The organism is Pseudarthrobacter quantipunctorum, from assembly GCF_045291495.1.
GTDB classification, from domain to species: Bacteria; Actinomycetota; Actinomycetes; order Actinomycetales; family Micrococcaceae; genus Arthrobacter; species Arthrobacter quantipunctorum.
In genome coordinates this window covers 754,322-779,120 of the sequence record NZ_CP148033.1, presented here as the reverse complement: position 1 = coordinate 779,120, position 24,799 = coordinate 754,322, and the positions used below count along the sequence as shown (strand labels likewise).

General features: G+C 66.0%; 29 protein-coding genes and 1 pseudogene. 15 read left to right on the top strand and 15 right to left on the bottom strand.

Annotated features, from left to right (window positions below; translation table 11 throughout):
- The first annotated feature begins 59 nt into the window (after positions 1–59).
- From WHH00_RS03580 to WHH00_RS03555, 6 genes are all read left to right on the top strand, one after another.
- The gene (locus WHH00_RS03580) at positions 60–290 is read left to right on the top strand and encodes a CsbD family protein (protein ID WP_406636593.1); all 231 of its coding nucleotides are present in this window, start codon (positions 60–62) and stop codon (positions 288–290) included.
- Between the two features lie 120 nt (positions 291–410).
- A complete protein-coding gene (locus WHH00_RS03575) occupies positions 411–1,004 on the top strand; it encodes an RNA polymerase sigma factor (RefSeq protein ID WP_406636591.1) in 594 nt (197 codons plus the stop codon).
- A complete protein-coding gene (locus WHH00_RS03570) occupies positions 1,001–1,627 on the top strand; it encodes an anti-sigma factor family protein (RefSeq protein ID WP_406636589.1) in 627 nt (208 codons plus the stop codon). The genes WHH00_RS03575 and WHH00_RS03570 overlap by 4 nt, the downstream gene beginning before the upstream one ends.
- Positions 1,624–1,965 carry a hypothetical protein gene (locus tag WHH00_RS03565; RefSeq protein ID WP_406636587.1) on the top strand — a complete coding sequence of 114 codons (342 nt, stop codon included), beginning with the start codon at positions 1,624–1,626 and terminating at the stop codon, positions 1,963–1,965. Before WHH00_RS03570 ends, WHH00_RS03565 begins: the two co-directional genes overlap by 4 nt.
- An 89-nt stretch (positions 1,966–2,054) precedes the next feature.
- Positions 2,055–2,663 carry a flavodoxin family protein gene (locus WHH00_RS03560; protein ID WP_406636585.1) on the top strand — a complete coding sequence of 203 codons (609 nt, stop codon included), beginning with the start codon at positions 2,055–2,057 and terminating at the stop codon, positions 2,661–2,663.
- Positions 2,664–3,021: 358 nt separating this feature from the next.
- On the top strand, positions 3,022–5,577 hold the full coding sequence (locus WHH00_RS03555) for a phytase (protein WP_406636583.1): 2,556 nt from the start codon (positions 3,022–3,024) through the stop codon (positions 5,575–5,577).
- 109 nt (positions 5,578–5,686) lie between these two features.
- Here the strand turns inward: WHH00_RS03555 and WHH00_RS03550 are convergent, their stop codons facing one another.
- Both WHH00_RS03550 and WHH00_RS03545 read right to left on the bottom strand, forming a co-directional pair.
- A complete protein-coding gene (locus WHH00_RS03550) occupies positions 5,687–6,622 on the bottom strand; it encodes an alpha/beta fold hydrolase (protein ID WP_406636581.1) in 936 nt (311 codons plus the stop codon).
- Positions 6,623–6,712: 90 nt separating this feature from the next.
- Entirely contained in the window at positions 6,713–7,078 is a 366-nt protein-coding gene (locus WHH00_RS03545; protein ID WP_363940343.1) for a cupin domain-containing protein, read from the bottom strand.
- 189 nt (positions 7,079–7,267) lie between these two features.
- On the opposite strand from WHH00_RS03545, the gene WHH00_RS03540 reads away from it, so the two are divergent.
- From WHH00_RS03540 to WHH00_RS03530, 3 genes are all read left to right on the top strand, one after another.
- Positions 7,268–7,420, top strand: a complete 153-nt coding sequence (locus tag WHH00_RS03540) for an LPXTG cell wall anchor domain-containing protein (protein WP_188727030.1) — start codon at positions 7,268–7,270, stop codon at positions 7,418–7,420.
- 1,026 nt (positions 7,421–8,446) lie between these two features.
- On the top strand, positions 8,447–9,802 hold the full coding sequence (locus WHH00_RS03535) for a TrkH family potassium uptake protein (RefSeq protein ID WP_406636578.1): 1,356 nt from the start codon (positions 8,447–8,449) through the stop codon (positions 9,800–9,802).
- The gene (locus WHH00_RS03530) at positions 9,795–10,487 is read left to right on the top strand and encodes a TrkA family potassium uptake protein (RefSeq protein ID WP_231457899.1); all 693 of its coding nucleotides are present in this window, start codon (positions 9,795–9,797) and stop codon (positions 10,485–10,487) included. Before WHH00_RS03535 ends, WHH00_RS03530 begins: the two co-directional genes overlap by 8 nt.
- Before the next feature lie 29 nt (positions 10,488–10,516).
- Here WHH00_RS03530 and WHH00_RS03525 read toward each other — a convergent pair whose 3' ends face one another.
- Positions 10,517–12,040: a SulP family inorganic anion transporter gene (locus tag WHH00_RS03525; RefSeq protein ID WP_406636576.1), complete on the bottom strand. Its 1,524-nt coding sequence runs from the start codon at positions 12,038–12,040 to the stop codon at positions 10,517–10,519.
- 176 nt (positions 12,041–12,216) lie between these two features.
- Here WHH00_RS03525 and WHH00_RS03520 point away from each other — a divergent pair, with 176 nt between their 5' ends.
- Positions 12,217–12,597 carry a MerR family transcriptional regulator gene (locus tag WHH00_RS03520; RefSeq protein WP_406636574.1) on the top strand — a complete coding sequence of 127 codons (381 nt, stop codon included), beginning with the start codon at positions 12,217–12,219 and terminating at the stop codon, positions 12,595–12,597.
- Between the two features lie 91 nt (positions 12,598–12,688).
- Here the strand turns inward: WHH00_RS03520 and WHH00_RS03515 are convergent, their stop codons facing one another.
- The 9 genes from WHH00_RS03515 to WHH00_RS03475 all read right to left on the bottom strand — a co-directional run bounded on the left by WHH00_RS03515 (position 12,689) and on the right by WHH00_RS03475 (position 19,926).
- Positions 12,689–12,934, bottom strand: coding sequence for a hypothetical protein (locus WHH00_RS03515; RefSeq protein ID WP_231457902.1), 246 nt, complete (start codon positions 12,932–12,934; stop codon positions 12,689–12,691).
- A 15-nt stretch (positions 12,935–12,949) separates the two neighbouring features.
- Complete coding sequence (locus WHH00_RS03510; protein WP_406636572.1) at positions 12,950–13,357, bottom strand: four-helix bundle copper-binding protein; 408 nt, start codon at positions 13,355–13,357, stop codon at positions 12,950–12,952.
- Positions 13,358–13,416: 59 nt separating this feature from the next.
- A complete protein-coding gene (locus tag WHH00_RS03505) occupies positions 13,417–13,830 on the bottom strand; it encodes a hypothetical protein (protein ID WP_406636570.1) in 414 nt (137 codons plus the stop codon).
- Between the two features lie 244 nt (positions 13,831–14,074).
- Positions 14,075–14,251 (bottom strand): CsbD family protein, encoded by a 177-nt coding sequence (locus WHH00_RS03500; RefSeq protein ID WP_406638482.1) that lies wholly within the window; start codon positions 14,249–14,251, stop codon positions 14,075–14,077.
- Positions 14,252–14,379: 128 nt separating this feature from the next.
- On the bottom strand, positions 14,380–14,757 hold the full coding sequence (locus WHH00_RS03495) for an ArsR/SmtB family transcription factor (RefSeq protein ID WP_406636568.1): 378 nt from the start codon (positions 14,755–14,757) through the stop codon (positions 14,380–14,382).
- On the bottom strand, positions 14,717–16,003 hold the full coding sequence (locus WHH00_RS03490) for an MFS transporter (RefSeq protein WP_406636566.1): 1,287 nt from the start codon (positions 16,001–16,003) through the stop codon (positions 14,717–14,719). Before WHH00_RS03490 ends, WHH00_RS03495 begins: the two co-directional genes overlap by 41 nt.
- Positions 16,004–16,198: 195 nt before the next feature.
- Positions 16,199–17,239 carry a hemolysin family protein gene (locus WHH00_RS03485; protein ID WP_231456972.1) on the bottom strand — a complete coding sequence of 347 codons (1,041 nt, stop codon included), beginning with the start codon at positions 17,237–17,239 and terminating at the stop codon, positions 16,199–16,201.
- A complete protein-coding gene (locus WHH00_RS03480; RefSeq protein WP_406636564.1) occupies positions 17,232–18,593 on the bottom strand; it encodes a hemolysin family protein in 1,362 nt (453 codons plus the stop codon). The genes WHH00_RS03485 and WHH00_RS03480 overlap by 8 nt, the downstream gene beginning before the upstream one ends.
- 172 nt (positions 18,594–18,765) lie before the next feature.
- A complete protein-coding gene (locus tag WHH00_RS03475; RefSeq protein ID WP_406636562.1) occupies positions 18,766–19,926 on the bottom strand; it encodes a glutamate--cysteine ligase in 1,161 nt (386 codons plus the stop codon).
- 243 nt (positions 19,927–20,169) lie between these two features.
- Between WHH00_RS03475 and WHH00_RS03470 the strand changes: the two genes are divergently transcribed.
- On the top strand, positions 20,170–20,427 hold the full coding sequence (locus WHH00_RS03470) for a hypothetical protein (RefSeq protein WP_406636560.1): 258 nt from the start codon (positions 20,170–20,172) through the stop codon (positions 20,425–20,427).
- A 170-nt stretch (positions 20,428–20,597) separates the two neighbouring features.
- Positions 20,598–20,921, top strand: a complete 324-nt coding sequence (locus WHH00_RS03465) for a hypothetical protein (protein ID WP_406636558.1) — start codon at positions 20,598–20,600, stop codon at positions 20,919–20,921.
- Between the two features lie 16 nt (positions 20,922–20,937).
- Here the strand turns inward: WHH00_RS03465 and WHH00_RS03460 are convergent, their stop codons facing one another.
- Together WHH00_RS03460 and WHH00_RS03455 are read right to left on the bottom strand one after the other, a co-directional pair.
- Positions 20,938–21,222, bottom strand: coding sequence for a DUF2243 domain-containing protein (locus tag WHH00_RS03460; protein WP_406636556.1), 285 nt, complete (start codon positions 21,220–21,222; stop codon positions 20,938–20,940).
- Positions 21,222–21,371: pseudogene (locus tag WHH00_RS03455) on the bottom strand (DUF2243 domain-containing protein); the annotation flags it as partial. The gene WHH00_RS03460 and the pseudogene WHH00_RS03455, both read right to left, overlap by 1 nt.
- 263 nt (positions 21,372–21,634) lie before the next feature.
- Here WHH00_RS03455 and WHH00_RS03450 point away from each other — a divergent pair.
- Both WHH00_RS03450 and WHH00_RS03445 read left to right on the top strand, forming a co-directional pair.
- Positions 21,635–21,859 (top strand): hypothetical protein, encoded by a 225-nt coding sequence (locus WHH00_RS03450; protein WP_066278530.1) that lies wholly within the window; start codon positions 21,635–21,637, stop codon positions 21,857–21,859.
- A gap of 158 nt (positions 21,860–22,017) precedes the next feature.
- Entirely contained in the window at positions 22,018–22,281 is a 264-nt protein-coding gene (locus WHH00_RS03445) for a GlsB/YeaQ/YmgE family stress response membrane protein (protein WP_406636554.1), read from the top strand.
- A gap of 126 nt (positions 22,282–22,407) precedes the next feature.
- On the opposite strand, the gene nhaA is transcribed toward WHH00_RS03445, so the two are convergent.
- Positions 22,408–23,760, bottom strand: a complete 1,353-nt coding sequence (gene nhaA / locus WHH00_RS03440; protein ID WP_406636552.1) for a Na+/H+ antiporter NhaA — start codon at positions 23,758–23,760, stop codon at positions 22,408–22,410.
- A 234-nt stretch (positions 23,761–23,994) separates the two neighbouring features.
- Here nhaA and WHH00_RS03435 point away from each other — a divergent pair, with 234 nt between their 5' ends.
- On the top strand, positions 23,995–24,771 hold the full coding sequence (locus tag WHH00_RS03435; RefSeq protein ID WP_406636550.1) for a hypothetical protein: 777 nt from the start codon (positions 23,995–23,997) through the stop codon (positions 24,769–24,771).
- Positions 24,772–24,799 lie beyond the last annotated feature (28 nt).

The window sequence follows — 24,799 nt, the reverse complement described above, 5'->3', positions numbered from 1 at the left end:
CAGCTGTACTCCACCAAGAAAAACGCCGCATCCGCGGTGACGGACGAAAGGAAATGACCATGGGAATCGATGACAAGGCAAACAACGCAGTGACCAACCACGTGGGCGCCGCCAAGGAGGCCACGGGCAAGCTCACCGGCAACGAGGGCCTGGAGCGGGAGGGCCAGCGGGACCAGGCCGAGGCCAAGCTCAAGGACGCCGGGGAAAAGGTCAAGGACGCTGCCGCGGACATCGGCGGCAACATCAAGGACGCCGCCCGGAAGTTGAAGGACGGCTTCAGCAAGGACTGACGGGGACGGCCGCGGCGAGGGCACGCACACGTTGCCTTCCCCGCGGCCGGTAACCCATACGTTCGCGAACCCCGCCCCCACTAATCCGTCCAACGACGACGCCTCATGAAAGCAGAAGAAGTGAGTGGATCTCCCGCGGCTCCGCACCAACTGGACCTTGTGCCGGACGCGCTGCTGGCCGCCCGGGCAGCCGACGGCGACACAGCGGCGTTCGAGGCCCTCGCCCGGCGCCACGGTCCGCTGATGCGGGCCAGTGCCCGGCGGCTGACGGGTTCCACGGCTGATGCCGATGACATTGTCCAGGACGCGCTGATCCAGGCCTGGAACCAGCTGGACTCGCTCCGGGAGCCGGCGGCCGTCAAGGGCTGGCTGATGCGGATCACGGGCAGCCGCAGCATCGACCACCTGCGCAGGCGCCGCTACGATGCCGGACTGGACGCCCTGGACACCACCAGGGACAGCCGCAGTTCTTCCGGCCAAGGCTCGTGGCCGGACCCCGAAGCCGCGGCGGTGGACGGGTCCCGGGTGGAGGCGCTGAAGGCGGCCCTGTCCCGGCTCCCGGAGGAACAGCGCCGATGTTGGGTGCTCAAGGAGTTCAACGGCCAGAGCTATGAGGACATTGCCCGGACGCTGAACATCAGCACCGACAGCGTCCGCGGCAGGCTGGCACGCGCACGGATTGCCCTGGCGAGCACAATGGAGGAATGGCGATGAGCACCCCGAACGGCACGTTCGACTGCGGGCACGACCTCGCGGAACTCAGCAACTACCTGGACACCGGCGAGCTGCGGGATCCGGCCCACCTGGACACCTGCCCCGAGTGCCAGGCGGGCCTGGCCTCGCTGCGGCGGCTGTCTGACCTGGGCCAGGAACTGCTCGACGCCGATGTTGCCGACGCCGGTAAAGGAACCGACGGCTGGATGCAGAAGATCCTGGACAACCTGGCCCTGGAGCTCCGTCCGGGCAGGAGCATCCCCCTGCGCGGCGGCCACCCGGACGACACCCTGTCCCAGACCGAGGGCACAGTCTCCGCCCTAATCCGTTCCATCGCGGACACCCTCCCTGGCACTATGGCGGGCCGGTGCCGGCTCCACGGGGACGTCACCACGCCGGGAGCCGAGGTCACCGTGGAGGTCCACTTGGCCATCGTCTTCGGGCATCCGCTGGAGGAACGCGCCAGCAGCCTGCGCCGGCAGCTCGCCCGCGAACTGGCAGTACAGACCGAACTCAACATCACCTCGATCGACATCACCATCACCGATGTCCTGGAGCCCCCGCAGGCGGACAACCTGGGGCCGGGACCGGTGGAACAGACTCTTCCCCAGGAGAAGCCATGACTGAAGCCCTGGTCCCCCAGCCGAGACGCACGCAGGTTCCCGCCGGCCTGGCGGCACAGCTGCAGGAAGCAGTCCTCGCCGTCGACGGCGTCAGCGCCACCTACCCGGCGCGTCCGCTCCGCCAGGTGCTGGCAGCGGTGGCGAAGGAGCCGGTGCCGCACATCGACGTCGTACCTTCCGACGACGGCCTGCGCGTCACGGCGCGCATCGGCGTGGCAGCGGACCACGGGCCGGATGTCGCGCGTTCCGTAGCAGGGGCCATCCGCCGCCACCTCGCTCCTCAGCCGGTGCAGATACACGTTTCGATCGTGACGATGGCTCCATCGGAAAACCGCTGACACGCGGGACGGTGGCCGGGCAGTCCGTCCGGCCGCCGGCCTCGAACCACCGGTGGCACTCACCGCAGACCAAAGCAAAGGACGAAACAATGGCTGACCTCAGCGCACTTGCCCTGATTTGTTCCCTGACCCCCTCCCCGGCAGCGTCCAGCAGCGAGCTCATGGCCCGCCACGTGCTGGACGAGCTGGCCGCCCACGGCGTCAGCGGGACGTCACTTCGGGTGGTGGACCACAACGTGATGCCCGGTGTCCAGGTGGACATGGGCGACGGCGACGCCTGGCCGGGCATCCGGGACAAGATCCTGGCGGCGGACATCCTTGTGCTCGCCACGCCAATCTGGATGGGGCATCCGAGCAGCATCACCCAGCGGGTGATGGAGCGGCTCGATGCGGACCTCGCCGAAACGGACAACGAAGGCCGGCCCATCATGTACGGGAAGGTGGCGATCGTGGCGGTGGTGGGCAATGAGGACGGCGCCCACAAGACCGTGGCGGATACGCAGCAGGGGCTGAACGACGTCGGCTTCACCCTTCCAGCCCAGGGCGCCACGTACTGGGTGGGCGAGGCCATGCAGACCGTGGACTACAAAGACCTGAAGGCCGTGCCGGAGAAGGTTGCCTCCGCTACCGCCGGTGCAGCCCGGAACGCCGCGCACCTGGCCCGCTTCCTCCGCACCTCGCAGTATCCCGCGGGGTAAGGGGACGACGGCGGGCTGCCGCGGGTGGGTTCGCTCGCTGCGTGGCGGCCAATTCCAAGAATTCCCGACGGTCCGTTAGGTAGTCTGGGCAAAATTAGGGGGAATTGCGTCATTGACCCCTCCCCTGGAGCCGGAGCATACTAAAAAACCAATTTGCCATGCCGGGATGCTGGTTACGTTAAATCGGGCCAAACAGTAAGTGCCTGCCATTACGTCCCCGAATTCAGCGGTCGTCGTCACACACAACTGCCGCCGGTTTCGCTTTTCGTCGATAGATTGCCGCTTCTGACGGCTGGAGCTGGACCGGCCGGTCCCCTAGACGTTGGCCTCGACTATCGAGGCTCGAATAGGAACCGCCATGCTCCGCCTGTTCCGTATTCTCGCTGCAGCAACAGTCGCACTGGCGGCTGTGGGCGCTTTCACTTTGATTAACGTGTTTGGGTCGACGGCTGTGGCCGCCCCCACGACAGTCACGCTGAATGCGGCGGCGGACACCTACCTTTCGACCGCGTCGCCCAACAGCAACTTTGGACGAGCGAAAACCTTGGCCGTCTCAGACACCACCTACCGTGCCTTGCTGCGGTTCAATGTCTCGCTCCCGTCCGGCAGCACCGTCACCAACATCACCCTGAGGCTTTACTCAAACACCTCGGTGAGCGGGAGCTTGATCGTGCACCCGGCCAGTGATTCGTGGAGCGAGACGACTGTCACAGCGAAATCTCATTTGGACTGGCAAACGACTGAGCTTGCTAGATCGGGTCTGCTGCGTGCCAGGCAATATGCTAGTGCCGCATTGCCCACAACTGCCGTCACGGGCTCTGGAAACTTCAATGTGGGGATCGATACAACTGCTGGCGTGCAGGGAAGCCTGGACTCCCGCGAAGGTGCGAAGCGGCCCCAACTGGTCATCACCTACGATTCACCGTCCACCCCAACGCCAACCCCAACTCCGACATCGACAGCGCCGGGCAGCGCCCCGCAGAACATCCGCATTGATCCTGCGTACACCACGGACCTTGAGCACACCGCCAGATTCCTCTGGGACCCCGTGCCAAACGCGACAAACTACCGCCACTACATCAACGGCGCCGCCATCGCAGGTGAGGACGACACCAGCGCCAGCGAAACAGTCAGGAACCTCCAACCCGCAACCGCCTACACCTTCTCCGTGGGAGCCTTCGTCGGCGGCGTCGAATACAAATCTGCCCCCTTCAGCTTCACCACCGCAGGGGCATCGACCACACCGACGCCGACTCCAACACCCACGTCCACCGCAACCCCCACGCCAACGACGACAGCGCCGGGCAGCGCCCCGCAGAACATCCGCATTGATCCTGCGTACACCACGGACCTTGAGCACACCGCCAGATTCCTCTGGGACCCCGTGCCAAACGCCACAAACTACCGCCACTACATCAACGGCGCCGCCATCGCAGGCGAGGACGACACCAGCGCCAGCGAAACAGTCAGGAACCTCCAACCCGCAACCGCCTACACCTTCTCCGTGGGAGCCTTCGTCGGCGGCGTCGAATACAAATCTGCCCCCTTCAGCTTCACCACCGCAGGGGCATCGACCACACCGACGCCGACTCCAACACCCACGTCCACCGCAACCCCCACGCCAACGACGACAGCGCCGGGCAGCGCCCCGCAGAACATCCGCATTGATCCTGCGTACACCACGGACCTTGAGCACACCGCCAGATTCCTCTGGGACCCCGTGCCAAACGCCACAAACTACCGCCACTACATCAACGGCGCCGCCATCGCAGGCGAGGACGACACCAGCGCCAGCGAAACAGTCAGGAACCTCCAACCCGCAACCGCATACACCTTCTCCGTGGGCGCCTTCGTCGGCGGCGTCGAATACAAATCTGCCCCCTTCAGCTTCACCACCGCCGGACCCGGGTCCACACCCACGTCAACAGCAACGCCCACACCGAGCATCTCAACAGTTCTACCGGTAGTGGAGAACGTCGGCTTTTCGGGTTCAGGAGACATCTCAGACGACGCTGTCATCTGGGCGGACCCAGCAACTCCCGCAAATAGCGTGGTGATTGCCGACAACAAGTCGGTGTCCGCGGGCGGTATCGGGGTGTTTGGCATGGACGGCAAGCTAATACAGTTCCGCCAGGATGGGATGCTCGGCAACGTTGACCTGAGAAGTGGTTTCGTCTTATCGGGACAGCCGATAATTCTGGTCGGGGCGAACAATCGAACGAACGATACTCTCGTCCTATATTCGTTCAGTGCTACAACCCGAACCCTGACACCGGTTACCGCGCGCAGCATCCCGACTGTTTCCCCAAACATCGGATTTTGCCTGTATCACAGCAGGGCCAGCGGCAAGTTCTATGCCTTCGTGACACCCCAACAAGCCGGCTCCGTCCAGCAGTTCGAGTTAGTAGACAACGGCGCAGGATTGGTCGACGCTGTGCTGGTCAGAACGTTGCCGATGAGCAGCATCGCGGAAAGCTGCGTCGCTGACGACGAACTTGGCCACCTCTACGTTGGACAGGAGACCGTGGCCGTGTGGAAGTACGGAGCCGAGCCGAGCGCCGGCTCCAACAGGGTGTCCGTCGACACGGCGGGCAGTGGCCGCCTCGTGGCTGAGATAGAGGGCATGAGCATCTCTTATGGGGCGAACGGTACCGGAAGGCTGTTTGTTTCCAGTCAGGGAGATTCAACGATTGTGGTCTACGATCGAGCCGATAATAACCCCTTCGTGAAGAAATTCAGAGTCGGCTCCAATGGGACCATCGACTCCGTTACAGGAACGGACGGGCTCGATGTCACCACGAGAAACGCGGGGCCTGGGTTCGAACAAGGGCTCCTGGTGGTCCACGACGAAGCCAACTCAGGCGGAACTACGTCCAACTTGAAGTACGTACCCCTCAGCGCTGTCCTCGGGTGACCCATCCCGTCAAGGCATCGAGTGCCTTGACGGGATGGAACATACGAACTGTCGTGGAAATTCGAAACTCAGCGCGAGGATGCACCAATGTCGGAGCATGCCGTGCCGGTCACCCGCCGCCGCTCCCCAGGAACGTCCTGATCTCCTCCGCCATCCGCCGGGACTGGGTCCAGTGCAGGTAATGATGGCCCTGCAGTGGCACAATCTCGTGGCGGTCCACGTTCGCCAGCAGGTTCTCCGCGGATGACAGCTTGGTGGCAGTGGAGTCGTCGCTTTCATCGGCTATGAAGGCGAGGACCGGCAGGTCATCGGGATAGGTTACGTCCCTGAGCGCAGCGGCGTTGTTGGCTATCCGGGCCGTTTCGTCCGCGACGGCCGGGTTGCCGAAGTTCCAGCTCATCATCAGGCGCATGCGGTGGAGTTCATCATCGGTGTACGCGTCGCTGTCTGGATCGAGCAAGCCGGGGGCCACAAAGGTCACGGCGCGCACCATCCCGGTGAAGGCCAGGGCCCGTTCCACGCTGAAGCCCGGCTCCGGTTCCGGCACCTGCCCGTCCCCGGGTTTGGGGATGGTCGCGTCGATGCCAACCACCGCGGACACTTCCGCCCGGTACCGGTTGGCGTAGTCCAGCATGTAGAAGCCGGCGATGGAGTGCCCCGCCAGGACATACGGTTGCCTGACCTGCAGCCTGGCCAGGACGTCGTGCAGTTCGGTACTGATGTTTTCGTTGCTCCGCGGAGGCCCGTCCATGTCGCTGTAGCCGTATCCCAGGCCCTCCACCACCAGGACGTCAAAGCCGCCCAGCTCGCGGACCAGCGGCGCGAAGTCGAGACCCGGAGCCGGGGTGCCCAGACCGCTGAGGAGGACGATCGGCTGCCCCTCTCCCCCGCTCCGGTACACGTTGAGGACGCCGCCGCCCACCGGGACCCGTTCGCCGTAGGCAGGGACAGCCGATTTCTCCGCCCGCTCCATGGCCGCGTTGACCGCCGTCGACACCAGCAGCAGCCCAACAATTACCAGCGCGGTGATGCCGAGCCGGCGCAACCAGCGCCGGGACTTGTTCCGAGGCCCGGGATCCGCGATATCCCGAGCCCCGGAAGCCTTTCTACCAGGGGCGCGCACAGCCGCCCGGCATCAGGCAGGTTTGGCGAAGGTGGCTGCGCTCATGACCTCGTAGCCAACGAACGCCTCATCGCCCTCAACCCACGCGTCATGGCCGGCCGGGATGGTGTACGCGTGGCCGGGGCTGACCGTGGCCTGCGACCCATCTTCCATCTGCACGGTTAGCGTTCCGGCGGCGCAGATTCCCACGTGATTCACCTGGCACGTGTCCGTGTGGACCACGGTCTTGACGGTTTCGGACCACCGCCAGCCCGGCTCAAAGGTGAACCTGCCGAGCGTTGTGTCACCGAGGGTCACCACATCCACCTGGGTCTTGGGCGGGCGGCGCTTCTCATCGGGCTGGTCGAATGATTTGGCTTCCAGGGCGTTTACGGTCATTTCCTTCTCCTGACAGGAAAGGGTGTGGGAACTGTGCATCCGGAGCGCCCAGACATCTCCGGGTTTCGGTTGGCGGGCCCGCGGTGGGCCGCGGCCGCCAGCCACTGGCACCCAGCGCTATCAGAGTGCGCCCGCGGGTGGGCCGTGTCAATATGTCCTGCCACCATCGATCACGGCTACGCTTCCGGGATGGGACTCATCATCACACTGCTTATTATCTGGCTCGTTCTGTCCATCCTGGGCTTCGTTATCGAGGGGCTGCTGTGGCTGGCCCTGATCGGCCTGGTGCTGTTCGCGGCCACCGCCGTCTGGGGCTGGTTGAAGCGCAGAACCCGGGCCTGACCCGCTCCGGCGCTGCCCGCCCAAGGTGAGGCGCCGCCGGTGCGCGTTCCTGCCCGGTTGCTTCCCGGGGCACCCTGGCGGCGCGCCGCGCACGACGGCGTGTCCCGTCTAGGAGGGCATGGCCCCCTGACCAACTGGGCAGGACCGCACGGCAGCCCGGGCCTGCACCCCCCCCCCACGGCCAACCACGCCGGCCGGTCCGCTACTGGGCCTGCGGTGACGCGCCGCCGTCGTGCGTTCCCGCCCGGTTGCTTCCAGGGGCACCCTGGCGGCACGCCGCGGACGACGGCGTGTCCCGGCATAGGTGGGCATTGCCCCCTGACGAACTGGGCAGGACCGCACGCAGTCCGGGCCTGCACCCACCCCACCGCCGACCCACGCCGGCCGGTCCCCCTGCTGGGCCTGCGGTGACGCGCCGCCGTCGTGCGTTCCCGCCCGGTTACTTCCCGGGGCACCCTGGCGGCACGCCGCGCACGACGGCGTGTCCCGGCATGGCCCCCTGACCAACTGGGCAGGACCGCACGCAGCCCGAGCCTGCACCCACCCCACCGCCGACCCACGCCGGCCGGTCCCCCTGCTGGGCCTGCGGTGACGCGCCGCCGTCGTGCGTTCCCGCCCGGTTGCTTCCCGGGGCACCCTGGCGGCACGCCGCGCACGACGGCGTGTCCCGGCATGGCCCCCTGACGAACTGGGCAGGACCGCACGCAGCCCGAGCCTGCACGCACCCCACCTCCAACACGCGCCGGCCGGTCCGCTGCTGGGCCTGCGGTGACGCGCCGCGGACGACGGCGTGTCCCGGCCTGGGAGGGCAGCCCGCCCTGACCAACTGGGCAGGACCGCGCGCCTGACCGCGGAGTATGTGAGGTCCGTTTCATCTGGCGGGCGCCGCCGTGCTGCGGTGGTACCGTGGCGCCTATGCACCTGAAGGCTTACCAGCGAAGCCCCCACCCCCAGCGCCGGAGGAAAAAACCGAGGGCCGTCCTGGCCGGGTACAGACGCTCACTCGCGGAACTCCAGGGGCAGCAGGTGTCCACCCTACGGCGGGTTGCCGGGAAGCTGGTTCCCCGGCACCCGGCGCAGCTGATCGTCCTGGGCTTCGTTCTTGCCATCGCCGCGGGGACAGCGCTCCTGATGCTGCCGGCCGCAACCACAGGCCCACGGCCGGCGACACTGCTGGAAGCGCTGTTCACCGCAACATCCTCCGTGTGCGTCACCGGACTCATCACCGTGGACACCCCGGTGTTCTGGACAGGCTTCGGGCACGCGGTCATCCTGGTGCTGATCCAGATCGGCGGGTTCGGCGTGATGTCCTTCGGTGCGCTCCTGGGCGTGCTGACCGCCCGGCGGCTGGGACTGCGTTCACGGATGCTGGCCGCCACGGAGACCAAAAGCACCGGGTTCGGCGATGTGCGCCGCGTCCTGATTGGCGTCCTGGTGATCACCGTCATTGTGGAGACCGTCCTGGCGCTGGTGCTGATGCTCCGCTTCCTGCTGGGCTACGGCTACACGCCCGGCGAGGCCCTGTGGCACGGGGTGTTCCACTCCGTGTCCGCCTTCAACAACGCCGGGTTTGCGCTGTACTCGGACAGCCTGATGGGGTTTGTGGGCGATCCCTGGGTGTGCCTGCCCATCGCGGGGGCCGTGATCATCGGCAGCCTGGGCTTTCCGGTCCTGTTCGAGCTGCGCCGCCAGTACCGCCGGCCCGTCTACTGGAGCATGCACACCAAAATCGTCCTGGCAGGCAGCGCCGTGCTCCTGGCCGGCGGGACCGTGTTCCTCACGGCCGCCGAGTGGACCAATCCCGCCACGCTGGGATCCCTTCCCCCTGAGGACCGCATCCTGGGCGGGTTCTTCCAGTCCGTGATCACCCGCACCGCCGGGTTCAACAGCGTTGACATCGCCCAGATGCACCCCGTTTCCTGGCTGGGCATGGACATACTGATGTTCATCGGCGGCGGCCCGGCCGGCACCGCGGGCGGACTGAAAATCACCACCTTCGCCGTGCTGTTCTTCATCCTGGCCACGGAACTCCGGGGGGATACCGCCATGAACATCTTCGGCAAGCGCCTCTCCCGGGCCGTGCACCGCCAGGCCATCACCGTGGTGCTTCTGGCCATCGCCCTGGTGACGGCGTCCACCATGTTCCTGATGCTCATCACCGACTTCGGCCAGGAACGCATCCTCTTCGAGGTGGTGTCCGCGTTTGCCACGGTGGGCCTGTCCACCGGCATCACGGCAGCGATGCCTCCGGCGGGGCAGGTGGTGCTGATCCTGCTCATGTTCATCGGCCGGCTTGGCCCTGTCACGCTCGGCACGGCGCTGGCCCTGCGGAAGCGCCCCATACTGTACGAAAACCCGAAGGAAAGGCCCCTCATTGGCTAAGGACATCTTCACCCGCAGGGGCGAACGCGCCGCGCACCCCGATTCCGTGGCTGTTATTGGCCTGGGTCGGTTCGGCGGCTCCCTGGCCCTGGAACTCGAAGCGCAGGGCACCGAGGTGCTGGGCATCGACAGCAGCGAAGAAATTGTGCAGTCCTACAACGGGCGGCTGGCCCACGTGGTCCGTGCCGACTCCACCAAGGAGGAAGTGCTGCGGCAGTTGTCCGTCCATGAGTTCGACCGGGCCGTGGTGGGCATCGGCTCCGACCTGGAGGCGAGCATCCTCACCACCTCCCGGCTGCTCACTTTCAAGCACCCGGAAATCTGGGCGAAGGCCATCAGCGAACCCCACGCGGAAATCCTGGCCCAGCTGGGGGTGCAGCACGTTATCCGGCCCGAGCACGACATGGGACGGCGCGTGGCGCACCTGGTCCGCGGGGCCATCCTGGACTACGTGGAGTTCGAGGACGACTTTGTGATGGTCCGGACCCAGCCGCCGTCCGACGCCCGGGACCGGCCGCTCGGAGTGCTGGGCCTGAGGGACAAGTACGGGATCACCATCGTGGCGGTCAAAAGGCCCGGCGGCACCTGGCAGCACACCACCGCCCAGACCGTGCTGTACGACGACGACCAGATCATTGTCCAGGGCCCCAAAAATTTGGCCGAACGGTTCAGCACCCGCCCCTGAACCGTTCCGCCGAAGGCCGTTTCAGCTTGCTAGTGCCCGGCGCCGAGCTTCCCGCCGAGCCGCTGGCGCATAGTGGTGCTGGCGTCGTTCAGGCCGATCATCTTCACATCCTTGCCGTGGTGCCGGTACTTCTCGGTGATGGCGTCCAGGGCTGCGATGGTGGAGGCGTCCCAGAGGTGGGAGGCATGCATGTCGATGACCACATGCTCAGGGTCCAGCGCGTATTCGAACTGCGTGTAGAGATCGTTGGACGAGGCGAAGAACAGCTCGCCGTTCACCGTGTAGGTGGCGGTTTCGTGGCCTTCCACACTGGTGACCGTCCGCTCGACGGTGACGAAGTGGGCCACCCGGCGGGCGAACATCACCATCGCCACCAGCACGCCGACGCCGACGCCGATGGCCAGGTTGTGCGTGGCCACCGTGACGATGACGGTGGCCACCATCACCAGGGTTTCGCTCTTGGGCATCATCTTCAGCGTGCGCGGGTGGATGCTGTGCCAGTCGAACGTGGCCCAGGAAACGAAGATCATCACCGCAACCAGGGCGGCCATGGGGATGACCGAGACCACGCCTCCGAGCGCCACCACCAGGATCAGCAGGAAGACGCCGGCCAGGAAGGTGGAGATCCGGGTGCGGGCGCCGGAGGCTTTGACGTTGATCATGGTCTGGCCGATCATGGCGCAGCCGCCCATCCCGCCGGTAAAGCCGGTGACGATGTTGGCAACGCCCTGGCCCCAGGCCTCACGGCTCTTGTGGGAGCGCGTATCGGTGATGTCATCCACGAGCTTGGCGGTCATGAGGGACTCCAGGAGCCCGACGAACGCCACGGCCAGGCCGAAGGGGAAGATGACCTGCAGGGTCTGAAGGGTAAACGGAACGTTGGGAATGAACAGCGACGGCAGGGATTCCGGCAGCTCGCCCTTGTCACCCACAGTGGGGACGGCGATGGATGCCAGGACTGTGATGAGAGTGAGGACCACGATGGCCACCAGCGGGGCGGGCACCGCATTGGTCAGCTTCGGCAGTCCGAACACGATCACCAGGGCCAGCGCCGCCAGCGGGTACACGAGCCACGGGACGCCGAGCAGCTCGGGAACCTGGGACATGAAGATCAGGATGGCCAGGGCGTTCACGAAGCCCACCATCACCGAGCGCGGGATGAAGCGCATCAGTTTTGCCACCCCGGACAGGCCCAGGATGACCTGGAAGATACCGCCCAGGATGACGGCGGCAATGAAGTAGTCCACGCCGTGGGACTTCACCAGCGGCGCGATCACCAGGGCGACCGCCCCGGTGGCGGCGGAAATCATGGCCGGCCGGCCGCCCACGAAGGCGATGGTGACTGCCATGGTGAAGGAGGCGAACAGGCCCAGCCGCGGATCCACGCCGGCGATGATCGAGAAGGCGATCGCTTCCGGGATCAGGGCCAGGGCAACAACCAGTCCCGCAAGGACCTCGGTCTTGAGCCGTCTGGGCGACTTGAGGGTTTCCCGGACGGACTGAAGCTGTTCCGGAGTGTAGGCGGGGGTTTCCCCGGCGGTGTTGGCGGCCATTGCTGGCTCCGTTCATGGTCAGGAGGACGCAGCTGGGCGCCCTCGCTCTTTCGAAGAATGAAGGGGCGCAGCCTCGCGCCGGGATGCCGGGAGCCCGCTGAGGCGGCTCACCAACCGGAACAACTCTACCCTAACGTGATGGTAGAGTTGCATGCGGACATTACGGAGGCCCACGCATGACAGCACGAACCGGAACTTCCACCATGCATATCGGCGAGTTGGCGGAGCGGACAGGGTTGTCCCTGCGCACCATCCGCCATTACGACGACGTGGGGCTGCTTCCAGCCACGGCCCGCACCGACGGCGGCTTCCGGGTCTACTCAGAGGACGACTTTGAACGCCTCATGGTGATCAAGCAGATGAAGCCGCTCGGGTTCTCGCTGGAGGAAATGGCGGACATCCTGGAGCTCTTCTCGCAGCAGGACGCGGGGGCCGCTGGGGGCAGGCAGGCCAAACTCGCAGCGTACCTGGAGAAGGCCGTGGCTGAGCGCGCCAAAATGGCCCGCAACCTGGCCCAGGCCGACGAACTCATCGAAAGGCTCGGCGGCCGGAGCTGACCACGGCCTCCGGCGGGCGCACCCCTGGCCGGGCTGCCCTCGGCGCCCCCAATAAGCGCCAAGGACAGCCCGGCCCCTGGAGGGATCGTGGTCAGCCGTCCCTGTGATCGAAGCTGAACCCGCAGGCGCACCGGTAGGTGAGCGGGCCGCCGTCGTAATTTTCCTGCCGCGCCCCCGCCGGCGGAACCTGCCCTGCGCTGACCAGGCGCATGGGCTCGCCGCAGTGGATGTGCGTGGCCAGCATCCGCCGCAGCTGCGGGTCTTCCGCGCGCCTGGCACGGGCCGGCCCCCTGCGGCCGGGGCGGCGAACCGCCGGCGGAATCTGTGAAGGTGCCATAGCTGCCACCCCCGCCTAGTCCAGCGAAGCGAGGAGGTCGGCGCAGGCCTGCTCACAGCGGCGGCAGGCCTCGGCACACACCTCACAGTGCCGGTGCATGGAGGCGTGCTGGCCGCACTCCTCGGCGCAGGCCTGGCAGGCGGTGCGGCATGCTTCCAGCACTGCCCGGGTGATGCCTGCGTTGTAGTTGCCGTGACGGGAGAGGATCTTTCCGGTAGCGGCGCAGATGTCTACGCAGTCGAGGTTGGTGCGGATGCACTTGGTAAGCTCGGCCACCATATCCTCGTTCAGGCATGCATCGGCACACGCGGTGCACGTCTGGGCGCAGTCGAAACACGCCTGGATGCATTCCACGAGTTTGGCTTTGTCGATGCCCGCCACGTCCTTGGGATAGGCGTCGAGCATGGACTGTACATAGGTCATTAGTGTCTCTTTCCAGGTCTTTTCAGCAGGTCTTGATGGCGTGGAACGGCGGACCGCTCTTACGTCCTGCTGATGGAAAGGTCCACTACCGTGAGCGCCGGCAGTTCAGGCTCTGCCGGAACATGAGTGGAATGCAGGGTGCCCCCGGGCAGCCGCTGGATGAGCGACGGCGGGTCCACGGCTCCGGTGCGCACGGGCACCGGTTCGCCGCGGGGGGCCTTGCTCCGCTCGCCTTCCCTCTCCAGCCCCGCGGGCTCTGCGGACGGGCCGGCCTCGTGGATGACGCGGACGGAGTGCGGGGCGGATGCTGCAGGTTCTGCCTGACTGGCTACTGCCTCCGCCTGCGGCGGGGCTCCCCCGGCGGCCTGTCCGTCAGCTGACTGCACCGGGCCATAGCCGGGAACCAGGGCATACCGGGTGCCAGCGGTGTAGGAGGCCGCTCCGGCAATGAGCAGGACCAGGAGCAGCCACACGAAAACACTCCGCGGCACTTTGTGGCAGCGAAGAGCTCCATGCGCAACCGAACCTAGCGTGGCCATCACCACTTCCCGTTAGGGGGCTTTTTATCAGCCTAGCTTCCTATTCCTGTTGCGCAGATCACATGAGTATTACTTTTGCCTTCACGGATGGAAGGGCGCGAAATTCCCGTGGCGGCATGTGGCAACACAAAAGGGTGCGGCTCCAGTGGAACCGCACCCTGTGTATGTGGACCGGAAGTCAGTCCTGCTTGAAAGCGTCCTTGACCTTTTCGCCGGCCTGCTTGAGGTCGCCCTTGGCCTGGTCGCTCTGGCCTTCGGCCTTCAGGCGATCGTCGCCGGTTGCTTCTCCTGCGGCTTCCTTACCCTTGCCGCCAAGCTTCTCGGCTGCGTTACCAATCTTGTCGTCCAAACCCATGGTGTTGCTCCCTACGGTCGGCTCCCGCCGGCTTACCGCCAGCGGCTTACCTTCCCATCGTAACCACAAATCACTAAGTGTGCTGATCATTTTGGCGGTGAGCTGCGGCACGAGCCTCCCCGAAAGCCCTAGCCGTGGCTGGGTTCGCCCGTTATGCGGTGGTCCGCGTGGTTGATGGTTTCCCGGATCAGCCGCACCAAATGTCCGTCATGCAGGGAGTAGATCACGTGGCGACCCTCCTTGCGGGTGTCCACCAGCCCGCTGAGCCGCAGTTTGGCCAGGTGCTGGCTTGCCACCGTCCGCGGCACGCCCACGGCGGCCGTCAGCTCCGTCACGGTTTTGGGGCCCTGCGCCAGTTGCCAGAGCAGGTGCAGGCGCGTGGGCTCGGCCAGCATCCGCAAGGTTCCGGACGCCGCCTCCAGCAACTCAGGTCCCGGTGTTACCTGGTGGACCAGGGACGGGACGTCAGCGGCGGGGACGGCTTCGCTGCGGGGCTGGCTGGTCACTTTTCTGTTCCTCCCCTGCGCGGCCCATGGCTCCTGCGGCCTCATGCCGGGGCCAGGACAGGAATGCTCCTGCACTGCCTATCATCGCAACAATTGTCAGCCCCGCTGCAGCCCAGCCCAAACCGGCCGCGGCTCCCACCCAGCCCGCCAGCGGATACGCCACGATGTAGCAGGCGTGCGAGAGCGAGAACTGGGCCGTGAAAACGTATGGCCGGGTGTCCTCGGTGGAGGCTTCCCGCAGCAGCCTCGACGACGGCGTGAGGATCGTGGAGTTCGCCGCGCCCAGCAGGAACCACAGGAGAAGCAGCAGCCACCATCCGGTGCCTGGCGCGGCCCACGTCATGGAGGCGGCGCCCGCCATGGCAAAGGGAACGACGGCGGCTCCGGTGAGCATCACCGTCCGGTCACCCAGGCGTTCCAGCACCCGCGGGGCGGACAGGGCCACGGCCATGGATCCCACGCCGAAGCAGGCCAGTGCTACGGCAAGGTCTGTATCCGGCCGCAGCAGGACATCGCGGACATAAACCACGGTGTTCACCAGCACCAGGGCGGTGGGCGCCGCCACCACCAGGTTCAGTGCCAGCAGCGACCGGAGGCGCCGGTTCCGCCAGAAGATCCTGGCGCCCAGCGTGGTCCGGTGCCAGAGCGAGGACTGCGGCGCCTCAGCCGCGGCGCCGGCCGCCGGCAGGACGGAGACAGCCACCATAAAGGCCGAGAACAGGAACCCGGCCACGGTGCCAAGGAACACATTGTTGTAGCTCATGACGGTCAGCAGCAGCGCGGCCAGCGCCGGGCTGGCCAGCGCCTCCATGTCATAGGCCAGCCGGGACAGGGACAACGCCCGCGTATAGTCCCGCTCGTCCGTGAGGATGGTGGGGATCAGCGACTGGAACGCCGGGGTGAACGTGGCGGAGGCGGACTGCAGCAGGAAGATCACCACGTAGATCTGCCAGGCTTCGGTGATGAACGGCAGGGACAGGGCCATCGCAGCGCGCACCAGGTCGGCGCCGATCAGGACCGGCTTTTTCGGCCAGCGGGCCACCAGGGCATTGATCACCGGCGCCAGGCCCACATAGGCAAGCATCTTGATGGTCAGTGCTGTTCCGAGCACCGCGCCGGCGTTGCTGCCGGCGAGATCGTAGGCCAGCAGCCCCAGGGCCACCGTCAGCAGGCCCGTGCCGATCAGCGCCACAACCTGGGCAGCGAAAAGCCTCCGGTACGTTACGTTCCGCAGAACCGTGATCATCCAGCCAACTCCTTGAGTGCATAGGTGCACGTATATGCACTCATCTTATGCCCGTGCCCGTCGTTCCACCACGTCACGCCCGGGCCGTGAACGGCGGAAGGCGCCGCCCCGTGTAGGGGCGGCGCCTTCCTGGCTTGTGGTGCAGGGGTGCCGTAGTGCCGTGGCTTTATGGTGCAGTGGCTGGAGTACGGCGGGTCAGGCGCTGGTGGCGTCCTGGACCTCGCCCACCAGTTCCTCGATGATGTCCTCCAAAAACAGGACACCGGTGGTGTTGCCGTGCGCATCGAACACCCTGGCGACGTGGGCCCCGGTGCGGCGCATCGTTGCCAGAGCGTCCTCAAGCTCGCTGCCGCTGTAGGCGGAGGCGAGGCGGCGGATCCGCTTGGCCGGCACCCGCTGTGTGAACTTCTCCTGCGTGGTCAGGTCCATAACGTCCTTGAGGTGCAGGTATCCGGAGGGCTCGCCGTCGTCATTGGTGAGGATGTACCGGGAGTATCCGTGCCCGGCCACGGCGCGCTGGATGTCAGCCGGCGTAGCGGACTCAGGCAGGAGCACCATTTCGGAGATAGGCACCTCAACGTCAGCCACGGTCTTGGCAGTGAACTCGAACGCGGCGCTCAGGGTTCCGGTAGTGTCCGTCAGCATGCCGTCGCGGGTGGACTGCTCCACGATGTTGGCCACCTCATCCAGGGTGTAGGCACTGGTGGCCTCGTCCTTGGGTTCCACCTTGAAGAGCCGCAGGATGGAGTTCGCGATCCCGTTCAGCGTCCAGATCACCGGCCTGACCACGCGGGAAACCATCACCAGCGGCGGGGCCAGGATGAGGGCCGCCCGGGTGGGAACGGAGAAGGAGATGTTCTTGGGGACCATCTCCCCCAGCACCACGTGCAGGAAGGTGACCAGCAGCAGCGCCGTAATGAAGGCAATGATGCTGATTGCCTCGTAGGAAAGGGACGTCAGGCCGAGCGGGATTTCCAGCAGGTGGTGGATGGCAGGTTCGGAGACGTTCAGGATCACCAGGGAACAGACGGTGATGCCCAGCTGGCTGGTGGCCAGCATCAGCGTGGCGTGCTCCATGGCCCACAGGGTGGTCTTGGCCGCCTTGCTGCCGGCCTCCGCTTTGGGCTCGATCTGGGAGCGGCGCGCCGAAATAACGGCAAATTCGGCACCGACGAAGAAGGCGTTGACCACCAGGAGCACCACCAGCCAGATGATGCCGGGAAGGTATTCACTCATGGGTCAGCTCCTGCGTCAGGCCATCGATAATGCGGTCATGGGCACTCTTCGGCGCGTCCTCCGAGGCGTCGGGGGTGAACCGGATCCGCTCCACGTGCGTACCCAGGACGCGCTCCACCCGGAGCGTGCCGCCGTCGATCCCTACTTCATCTCCCAGCTCGGGGATACGGTCCAGCTGGTCCGTGACAAAGCCGGCCAGGGTGTCGTACTCCTCGCCGTCGGGCACGGTGATGCCCGTCCGGTCCAGCAGTTCGTCGGGCCGCAAGGACGCGTCAAAAGTGATGGACCGCCCGGTCCGGACCACGCCGGTGCGCGCGCGGTCGTGTTCGTCTTCAAGCTCGCCGACGATCTCCTCCACCAGATCCTCCAGCGTCACGATGCCGGCGGTGCCGCCGTGCTCATCGGAGACGATGGCCACCTGCAGGCCCTGCTTCCGCAGCAGGACCAGGAGCGTATCCACACCCATGGACTCAGGCACCCGCAGCGGCTCAATCATCAGCTCCGAGGCGAGTACCCGTGAGCGGTCGGCCAGGTCCACGGCGAAGGCCTGCTTCACGTGGAGCACGCCCTGCACGTCGTCGCGGTCCTCCCCAATGACGGGAAAGCGGGAGTAACCAGTGGTGGTTGCCAGCGCCACGATCTCTTCGGCTGTGTCATCGGCGTTGACTGCCGTCATCCGCACGCGGGGAGTCATGACGTCCGCGGCGGAGTGCTCCGAGAACCGGAGGGTCCGGTGCAGCAGAACCGCATGGTCGGCGTCCAGGAGGCCCTCAAGGGCTGACCGGCGTACCAGGGAGCTGAGTTCCTCGGCGCTGCGGGCACCGGAGAGTTCTTCCTTCGGCTCAATGCCGAAGGACCGGATGATCTTGTTGGCGGTGTTGTTGAACAGCAGGATCACGGGCTTGAACACGGCGGTGAAGAGGGCCTGGAACGGGACCACGAACTTGGCCGTGGCCAGGGGCAGCGCCAGCGCGAAGTTCTTGGGCACCAGCTCGCCGATCACCATCGAAAAGACAGTGGCGATGAAGATGCCGACAACCGCACCAATTCCGGGGACAACAGCCTCGGGAAGGCCAGTCGACAGCAAAGGGGCACGCAGGAGGGAGCTGATCGCAGGCTCGAATGTGTAACCCGTGAGCAGCGTGGTCAGGGTGATGCCCAGCTGCGCACTCGAGAGGTGCGTCGAGGTGATCTTCAGTGCTTTGATCGTGGGCTTGAGGCGCTTTTCGCCGCGCTCCTGGCGGGCTTCGAGGTCATTGCGGTCCAGATTGACCAGCGCGAACTCGGAAGCAACAAAGAAACCGGTACCGACCGTCAGGACGAGGCCGATACCGAGCATGATCCATTCATACATTCAGGCGCCCCTCTCCCGTGGTGGCCGGCGAACCGGTCAGAAGGCGGAGGGGCTTGGGCATATGTGAAGGAGGGTCATCCATAATGCATTCCATCTTATCGGTACAGGACCCGCCGGCTCGTGCCCGTACGCCCACAGCGGAGCGCGCTGCCGCCCCGGTGCGGCGGACAGTTCAGGAGTTCCCCACCGTGCAGTCGACGGCGTCCTGCACCACATCCCTGAGGTCGCCGGTGCGATGCAGCACTTCAAGCTGCCGCGTTGCGCCGGTGCCGGCGTGCAGCAGGTCATCAACCAGCTTCTCCACCGGGGCCAGGTCCCCGCTGCCATCCAGTGCTTCGTGGGTGTGGATCAGGAGGGAATTGACGACGGCGAGCGCCGGGGCCGGGCGCGACGTGTACGGATCGAGGAGTTCCCCGCGCAGTCCCCAGCGGCCCGCTTTCCACCCCGCCAGCCGCAGTAGCGCTGAAGGCACCTTCAGCGGTTCGATCCCCTCGCGCCATTCCCGGGCGGCCGTGTCCACCAGCGCCCGCGCGAGCCCGGCAAGAAGCACCGTGTTTTCCGGCCGCAGGCACACGTCCGGGACCCGGAATTCCACGGTGGGATAGTGCCGGGAGAGCCGGGCGTCGAAGTAGATCATCCCCTCATCAAGTGCGACGCCGGTACTCACCATGTCATGCACGAGCTGGTGGTAGACCTCGGGCGAACCGAGGATCTCCAGCGGACCGGCGGACGGCCAGCGGTTCCAGACCTGCGACCGGTAGCTGGCATACCCGGTATCCTCGCCATGCCAGAAGGGCGAGTTGGCGCTCAGCGCGGTCAGCACCGGCAGCCAGATCCGGATCCGGTCCAGGACGGCCACCGCCTCTTCTGCCGATTCCACTGAAACATGGATGTGGCAGCCGCAGGTGAGCTGTTCCCGTGCCGTGAGCCCATACTCTTCCGCCATGGCAGCGAAGCGGCGAAGCTGGACGGGATGCGGATCGCAGGGCAGCGGCGACGTCCCCAAGGCAGCGGCCCGCACGCCCACATCCCGGGCCGCCCTGTCCGCGATGGCGCGTCCCGCCACGATGTCCGCTTTGAGCGCGTCCAGGGTGGAATGCGGCGGCGAAACCACCTCGATCATTTCCTGCTGGAATTCGGCCGTTAGGACGGGACCTTTGCTGGACTCCATCGGACGGACGTACAGGTCCAGGAGCCCGCGGGCCATGGGCACCGCCTCACCCGTGCCCGGATCCACGAGGAGGAGTTCCTCCTCGATACCGAACGTCCGTACCCTCCCGCTGCCGCTCTCGCTGCGTGCGTTGCCGGTGCCGTCATTGCCCAAGCTGACCATCGCCGTCGTCCTTTGCCCGCTGCCCACCGCCCGCTTAGTAAGTACACTTACTTCTTTTACGGTACGGGCACGCCTTCCGCAGTACAAGATCCCGCCACCCTGTACTTCCAGCCGCGGCCCGGGTACATTCGAAAGAGTGACGGGGGTCATACCCTGCCCACTCCCCGGCCCCTCTGCACAGCTGGCGGAGCAGCCGCTGTAGTAAAACGGCGGCACAGGATGCAGAAGCGGAATGGGCCTACCTTGGCAACCTCGCACTTTCAGCAGTTCCTCGATGAAGCAACTGTTCTTGATCCATCCACCGATTCGACCCTGGGGCCTGACTGCCTTTACGGCCTGTACGTCAGCTGGGCAGAGCTCCACGGACTCCAGCCCAAATCCGACCAGGCTTTCCGCGCAGGAATGCAACGCTGCGGAGTGGACCTGCACGATATCCGGCTGCACATGACCGGCCCCGCCGCGGCCGACTACATCCTCCGCAGCTACCCGGCCGTGGCATGATGTTCCGCCAGCCGGGCGGGTGTGGTGCCGGGCCGCCAGCCTCCCCCAGCAATGAACTATGCAGCGGGCAGCGCCGTCCGGCTTCCACTGGATGGACCCTGACCACGACGAGCGAGCAGCCGATCGGTGAGGTGCCGCCGCCCGCAGCGCGATGATGGGGGGTATGGATAATGGGTTTCGATCCTCACGAACCGGAACAGCGCGGGAAGCTTAACGATGCCCTTGGCGCAGCCGGTATCAGCATGGGGGAACTCTGGCTGCGGTATTTCAGCATGAGCGGCTCGGCCGGAGAGTACGAGGTGCAGGCCTACGCGCAGGGCCTCATCTCCCTGCCTGTGGCCCAGCGTGACCTTCTGGCCATGGCTGCGAACGAACTCATTGACGAAAAGCCCCAGCCCCGTGCGCCCTACGTGGACCAGCTTGATGACTCCAATGCCGCCGGCGCCGTAGACATCGGCGAACAGGACGCCCGCGGCCCTAATCCGAACACCTAGACGCTTCCCGGCGCAGTCAGGCCCGCCTGCCCGCTCCCAGCCCTTTGCGGTACAGGAGCCAACCAGCCGCCACCAGCAGCACGCTGACGCCAAGGAACCCCAGATCCCAGGCGGGAGGGCCACCAAGATCGTCCCGCACATGGTGGATCTGCAGCAGCTGGTGGTTGACCAGGCCCTCGATGATGTTGAAGATCCCCCAGCCTGCCAGGGCCAGTCCCGTGTGGAACCCCAGCTCCCGGAAAGCCTTTCCTGCCTCCGGGCGCGGACGGCGAGCGCAGCCGCTGCAACCACCAGGATCCACATGGCGCTGTGGAACAAGCCGTCCGCCAGGGTGTTCAGCTCCAGGCCGGCCACGGTCTTCGTGTTGCCGCCTTCTGTGTGGCTGAGCATGTGGTGCCACTGCAGCAGCTGGTGCAGCACGATGCCGTCCACGAACCCGCCGATCCCCATGCCGAACAGTAGGGCGGGCGCTGCGGCCGGTGGAAGTATCGGTCCGGAGTCTTTGGCCAGGGAAGTGTGGGGGTCCCGTTGCATGCTTCCGTTCCTTTCACGTCGTGCTCTGTCCACGTAGTCCCTACCCGCCGCGGGACGGTGTAACCGCACGGCCCAGCCGCGCCGCACTTGGTCACAGAAAAAACACCACATTGAAACAATTCAGCAACCTCGCCACGGCATGCTGTCTCTTACGGGGACACAACAGCAGGAGGCGCATCATGGAGGCACAAGGAGTTCTCACCGGCCAGCTTCGGATCGGTGACCAGATTGAGGCATGGCACAACGGCAAACTTTTCCACCGGGGGCGGGTGATGGACGTGGTTCCGGCCCTTGAGCTGTTTTGGATCCTGGACGCGAGGACCGGCACGCGGAAGCTGCTGGACCCGGAGGCCCTGGAGATCCGGCACGTTGAGGAGCAGGCCAAGCCACTGGCCCCGGCCTGAGGAATAGCACGCCTACGACGGCGGCCTGCCGGGCTCCCAGCGTTATGGGCTCCCAGCGCTCAGGCACCCGGGCCGGCCGTGCCTAGAATGAACCCATTGCGGCACCGCTGCGGCAGTACGGGCGTGATCCGCCCGCAACCACCACTAAGGAGCACACCGTGATTGGATTCATCGTTGCCGGGCTGGTCATTGGCGCACTGGCACGCCTCATCAAGCCGGGCAAGCAGAACCTGGGCCTGCTGGCCACTCTCCTGCTGGGCCTGGCCGGCTCGGTCATCGGCGGAGTGATCGCTTCGCTGCTGGGCACCGGCGACATCTTCGAGCTGAATTTCCTGGGCTTCATCGTGGCCGTCATCGCCGCGGTGCTGCTGGTGGGAACAGCCGAGGCCATCGTGGGCCGCCGGAGGTCGGTGCGCCGCTAGGCGCCCTGGCCGGGCCTGGCCAAACGGTCCACGGCTACACCAAAACGCGGGGTCATTCCGCACCCTCCCGAGGTCTTGGGACGGGCGCGGAATGACCCCGCGTTGCTGTGAGGTGAGGTGCTGCTGTCAGGCCCGGTCCTGGTACACGTCCGGGATGCCGTCCTGGTCCGCGTCCACCTTCTCTAGGGCCTCCGCTTCCCGGTACTGCCGGTTCCTGGTCTTCAGCACGGCAGTGGCCAGCAGTGCCGCCAGGACTGACGCGGCCAGGATGCCCACCTTGGCGTGGTCATCGTGCAGGCTGCCCTGGCCGAAGCTGAGCTCGGCCACCAGGAGGGATACGGTGAAACCGATCCCGGCCAGGAGTGCCACGCCGAAAATATCGATCCACTTGAAGGACTTGTCCAGCTCCGCCCGGGTGGCCTTGGTCAGGAGCCAGGTGACGCCCAGGATGCCGATGGGCTTGCCCACCACCAGGCCGACGATGATGCCCAGCGCTACCGGATCCGCAAGGGCTGACCCCAGCCCCTCCAAGCCGCCGACCGCCACGCCGGCGGAGAAGAACGCGAAGATGGGAACGGCCACGCCGGCCGAGATGGGCCGGAAGCGGTGTTCGAAGATTTCCGCCAGGCCGGGCCCTGCCCCTGGCCCGCCGTTGGCCTGGGAGCGGAGGACAGGGACGGCGAAGCCCAGCAGCACCCCGGCCACGGTGGCGTGGATGCCGGACGCGTGGACAAGGGCCCAGGTAACCATGCCAAGCGGCAGCAGGATGAACCAGGCTGCGGAGGCCTTCATGCCGAAGAAGTGGCGGTACTTGTGCGCCAGGAAGGCGTAGAGGGCCAGCGGAATGAGGGCCAGGAGCAGCGGCGTGACGTCCAGGTCGCTGGTATAGAAGAACGCGATGATGGTAATCGCGATGAGATCGTCCACCACCGCGAGCGTCAGCAGGAAGATGCGCAGTGCGCTGGGCAGGTGGGATCCGATGATGGCCAGGACTGCCACCGCGAACGCGATGTCCGTGGCCGTGGGGATGGCCCAGCCGCGCAGGGTTTCGGGGCTGGTGAGGTTGATGGCGACGTAGATCAGCGCCGGAACCACCACGCCGCCCGCGGCCGCGGCAACGGGGACGATCGACTTGCTGATCTGGCGCAGGTCCCCCGCCACGAACTCGCGCTTGAGTTCCAGGCCGACCAGGAAGAAGAAGATGGCCAGCAGGCCGTCCGCCGCCCAGGCCCCGAGGCTGAGTTCAAGGTGCCAGGGCTCATAGCCAACCTTGAGATCCCTCAGGGCGAAATAGCTGTCCGACGCCGGCGAATTGGCCCAGATGAGGGCGATGACCGCGGCTGCCACCAGCAGGGCGCCGCCAACGGTTTCCTTGCGGAGGATCTCCCCGATCCGGAGTGCCTCGGCGTAGCTGCCACGCGACAGGACTGCGGATTTTCCCGGCCTGGACGGGGGTGTTGGGGGCGTGGTCTGGTTCATGGAGTCTCCTGGCATTTGGGGTCTACAACACTATGCCGACCAGACTTCCCGGCGCACCTTCGTTCCATCCTACAGGGGTGCTTTGCCCTTGCTCCCGCCCGGGTTTTATTGCCGCGGGTACCGGCCCCTGTGCTCCAGTTCACTTTCTTCCCATCCGCAACAGCAGTGGCTCCGAAGTACTTGTGTCCCTCATCTGGGACACCACCGTTACTTGTATGAGGAGACTGCTTTCCGATGAACAAGACACTTCGCCTTCTGGCCGTACCCACCCTCGCACTGGGCGCCCTTGCGCTTTCAGGCGCCCCCGCCATGGCCCACGACGGGGCCGACCACTACCAGTCCACTCTTGGCCAGATCAACGGCAGCTCGGCCTCCGGCACCATCACCGTTGATGTCACGGGCAACCAGGCCCACGCCGTCCTCAAGGTCTCCGGCCTGGCCGCGACGTTCATGGACGCCCCCTACCCCCACGTCCAGCACATCCACGGCGGCGCCCAGGGTGTGTGCCCGGCACCGTCCGCCGACAAGGACGGCGACCAGGTTGTGTCCACCACCGAAGGTGCACCGGGTTACGGCGGCATTGTCACCACCCTGTCCACCAGCGGCGACACCAGCCCTGCAGCCGGGCTTGACCTCAAGGTGGCAGGCCAGGGCGCCAGCTACACCGTGGACCGCACCTTTGAACTGAACGCCGAAACGAAGGCCGCCCTGGAAGCAGGAACCGCGGTGGTGGTGGTCCACGGCCTTGACCCGGCAACGTTGAGCCCGGCCGGCGCGGCAGCCAAGAGCGATCTTGTTCCCGAGCTTCCGCTGGCGGCCACCTCCCCCGCATTGTGCGGAACCCTGACCGCCGGACAGATGAAGATGCCCGCAGGCGGTGCTGACACCGGCATTGCCCAGGAAACCGGCACTGACACCGGCGCCCTGGCCCTTGGTGGCGGCCTGGCCCTGGTTGCCCTGGCCGGCGGCGCCTACGTTGTCCGCCGCCGCAGCGCCGGATCCGAAGCCTAAGCCCGGGCTGGCTGGACCATCACTGTGA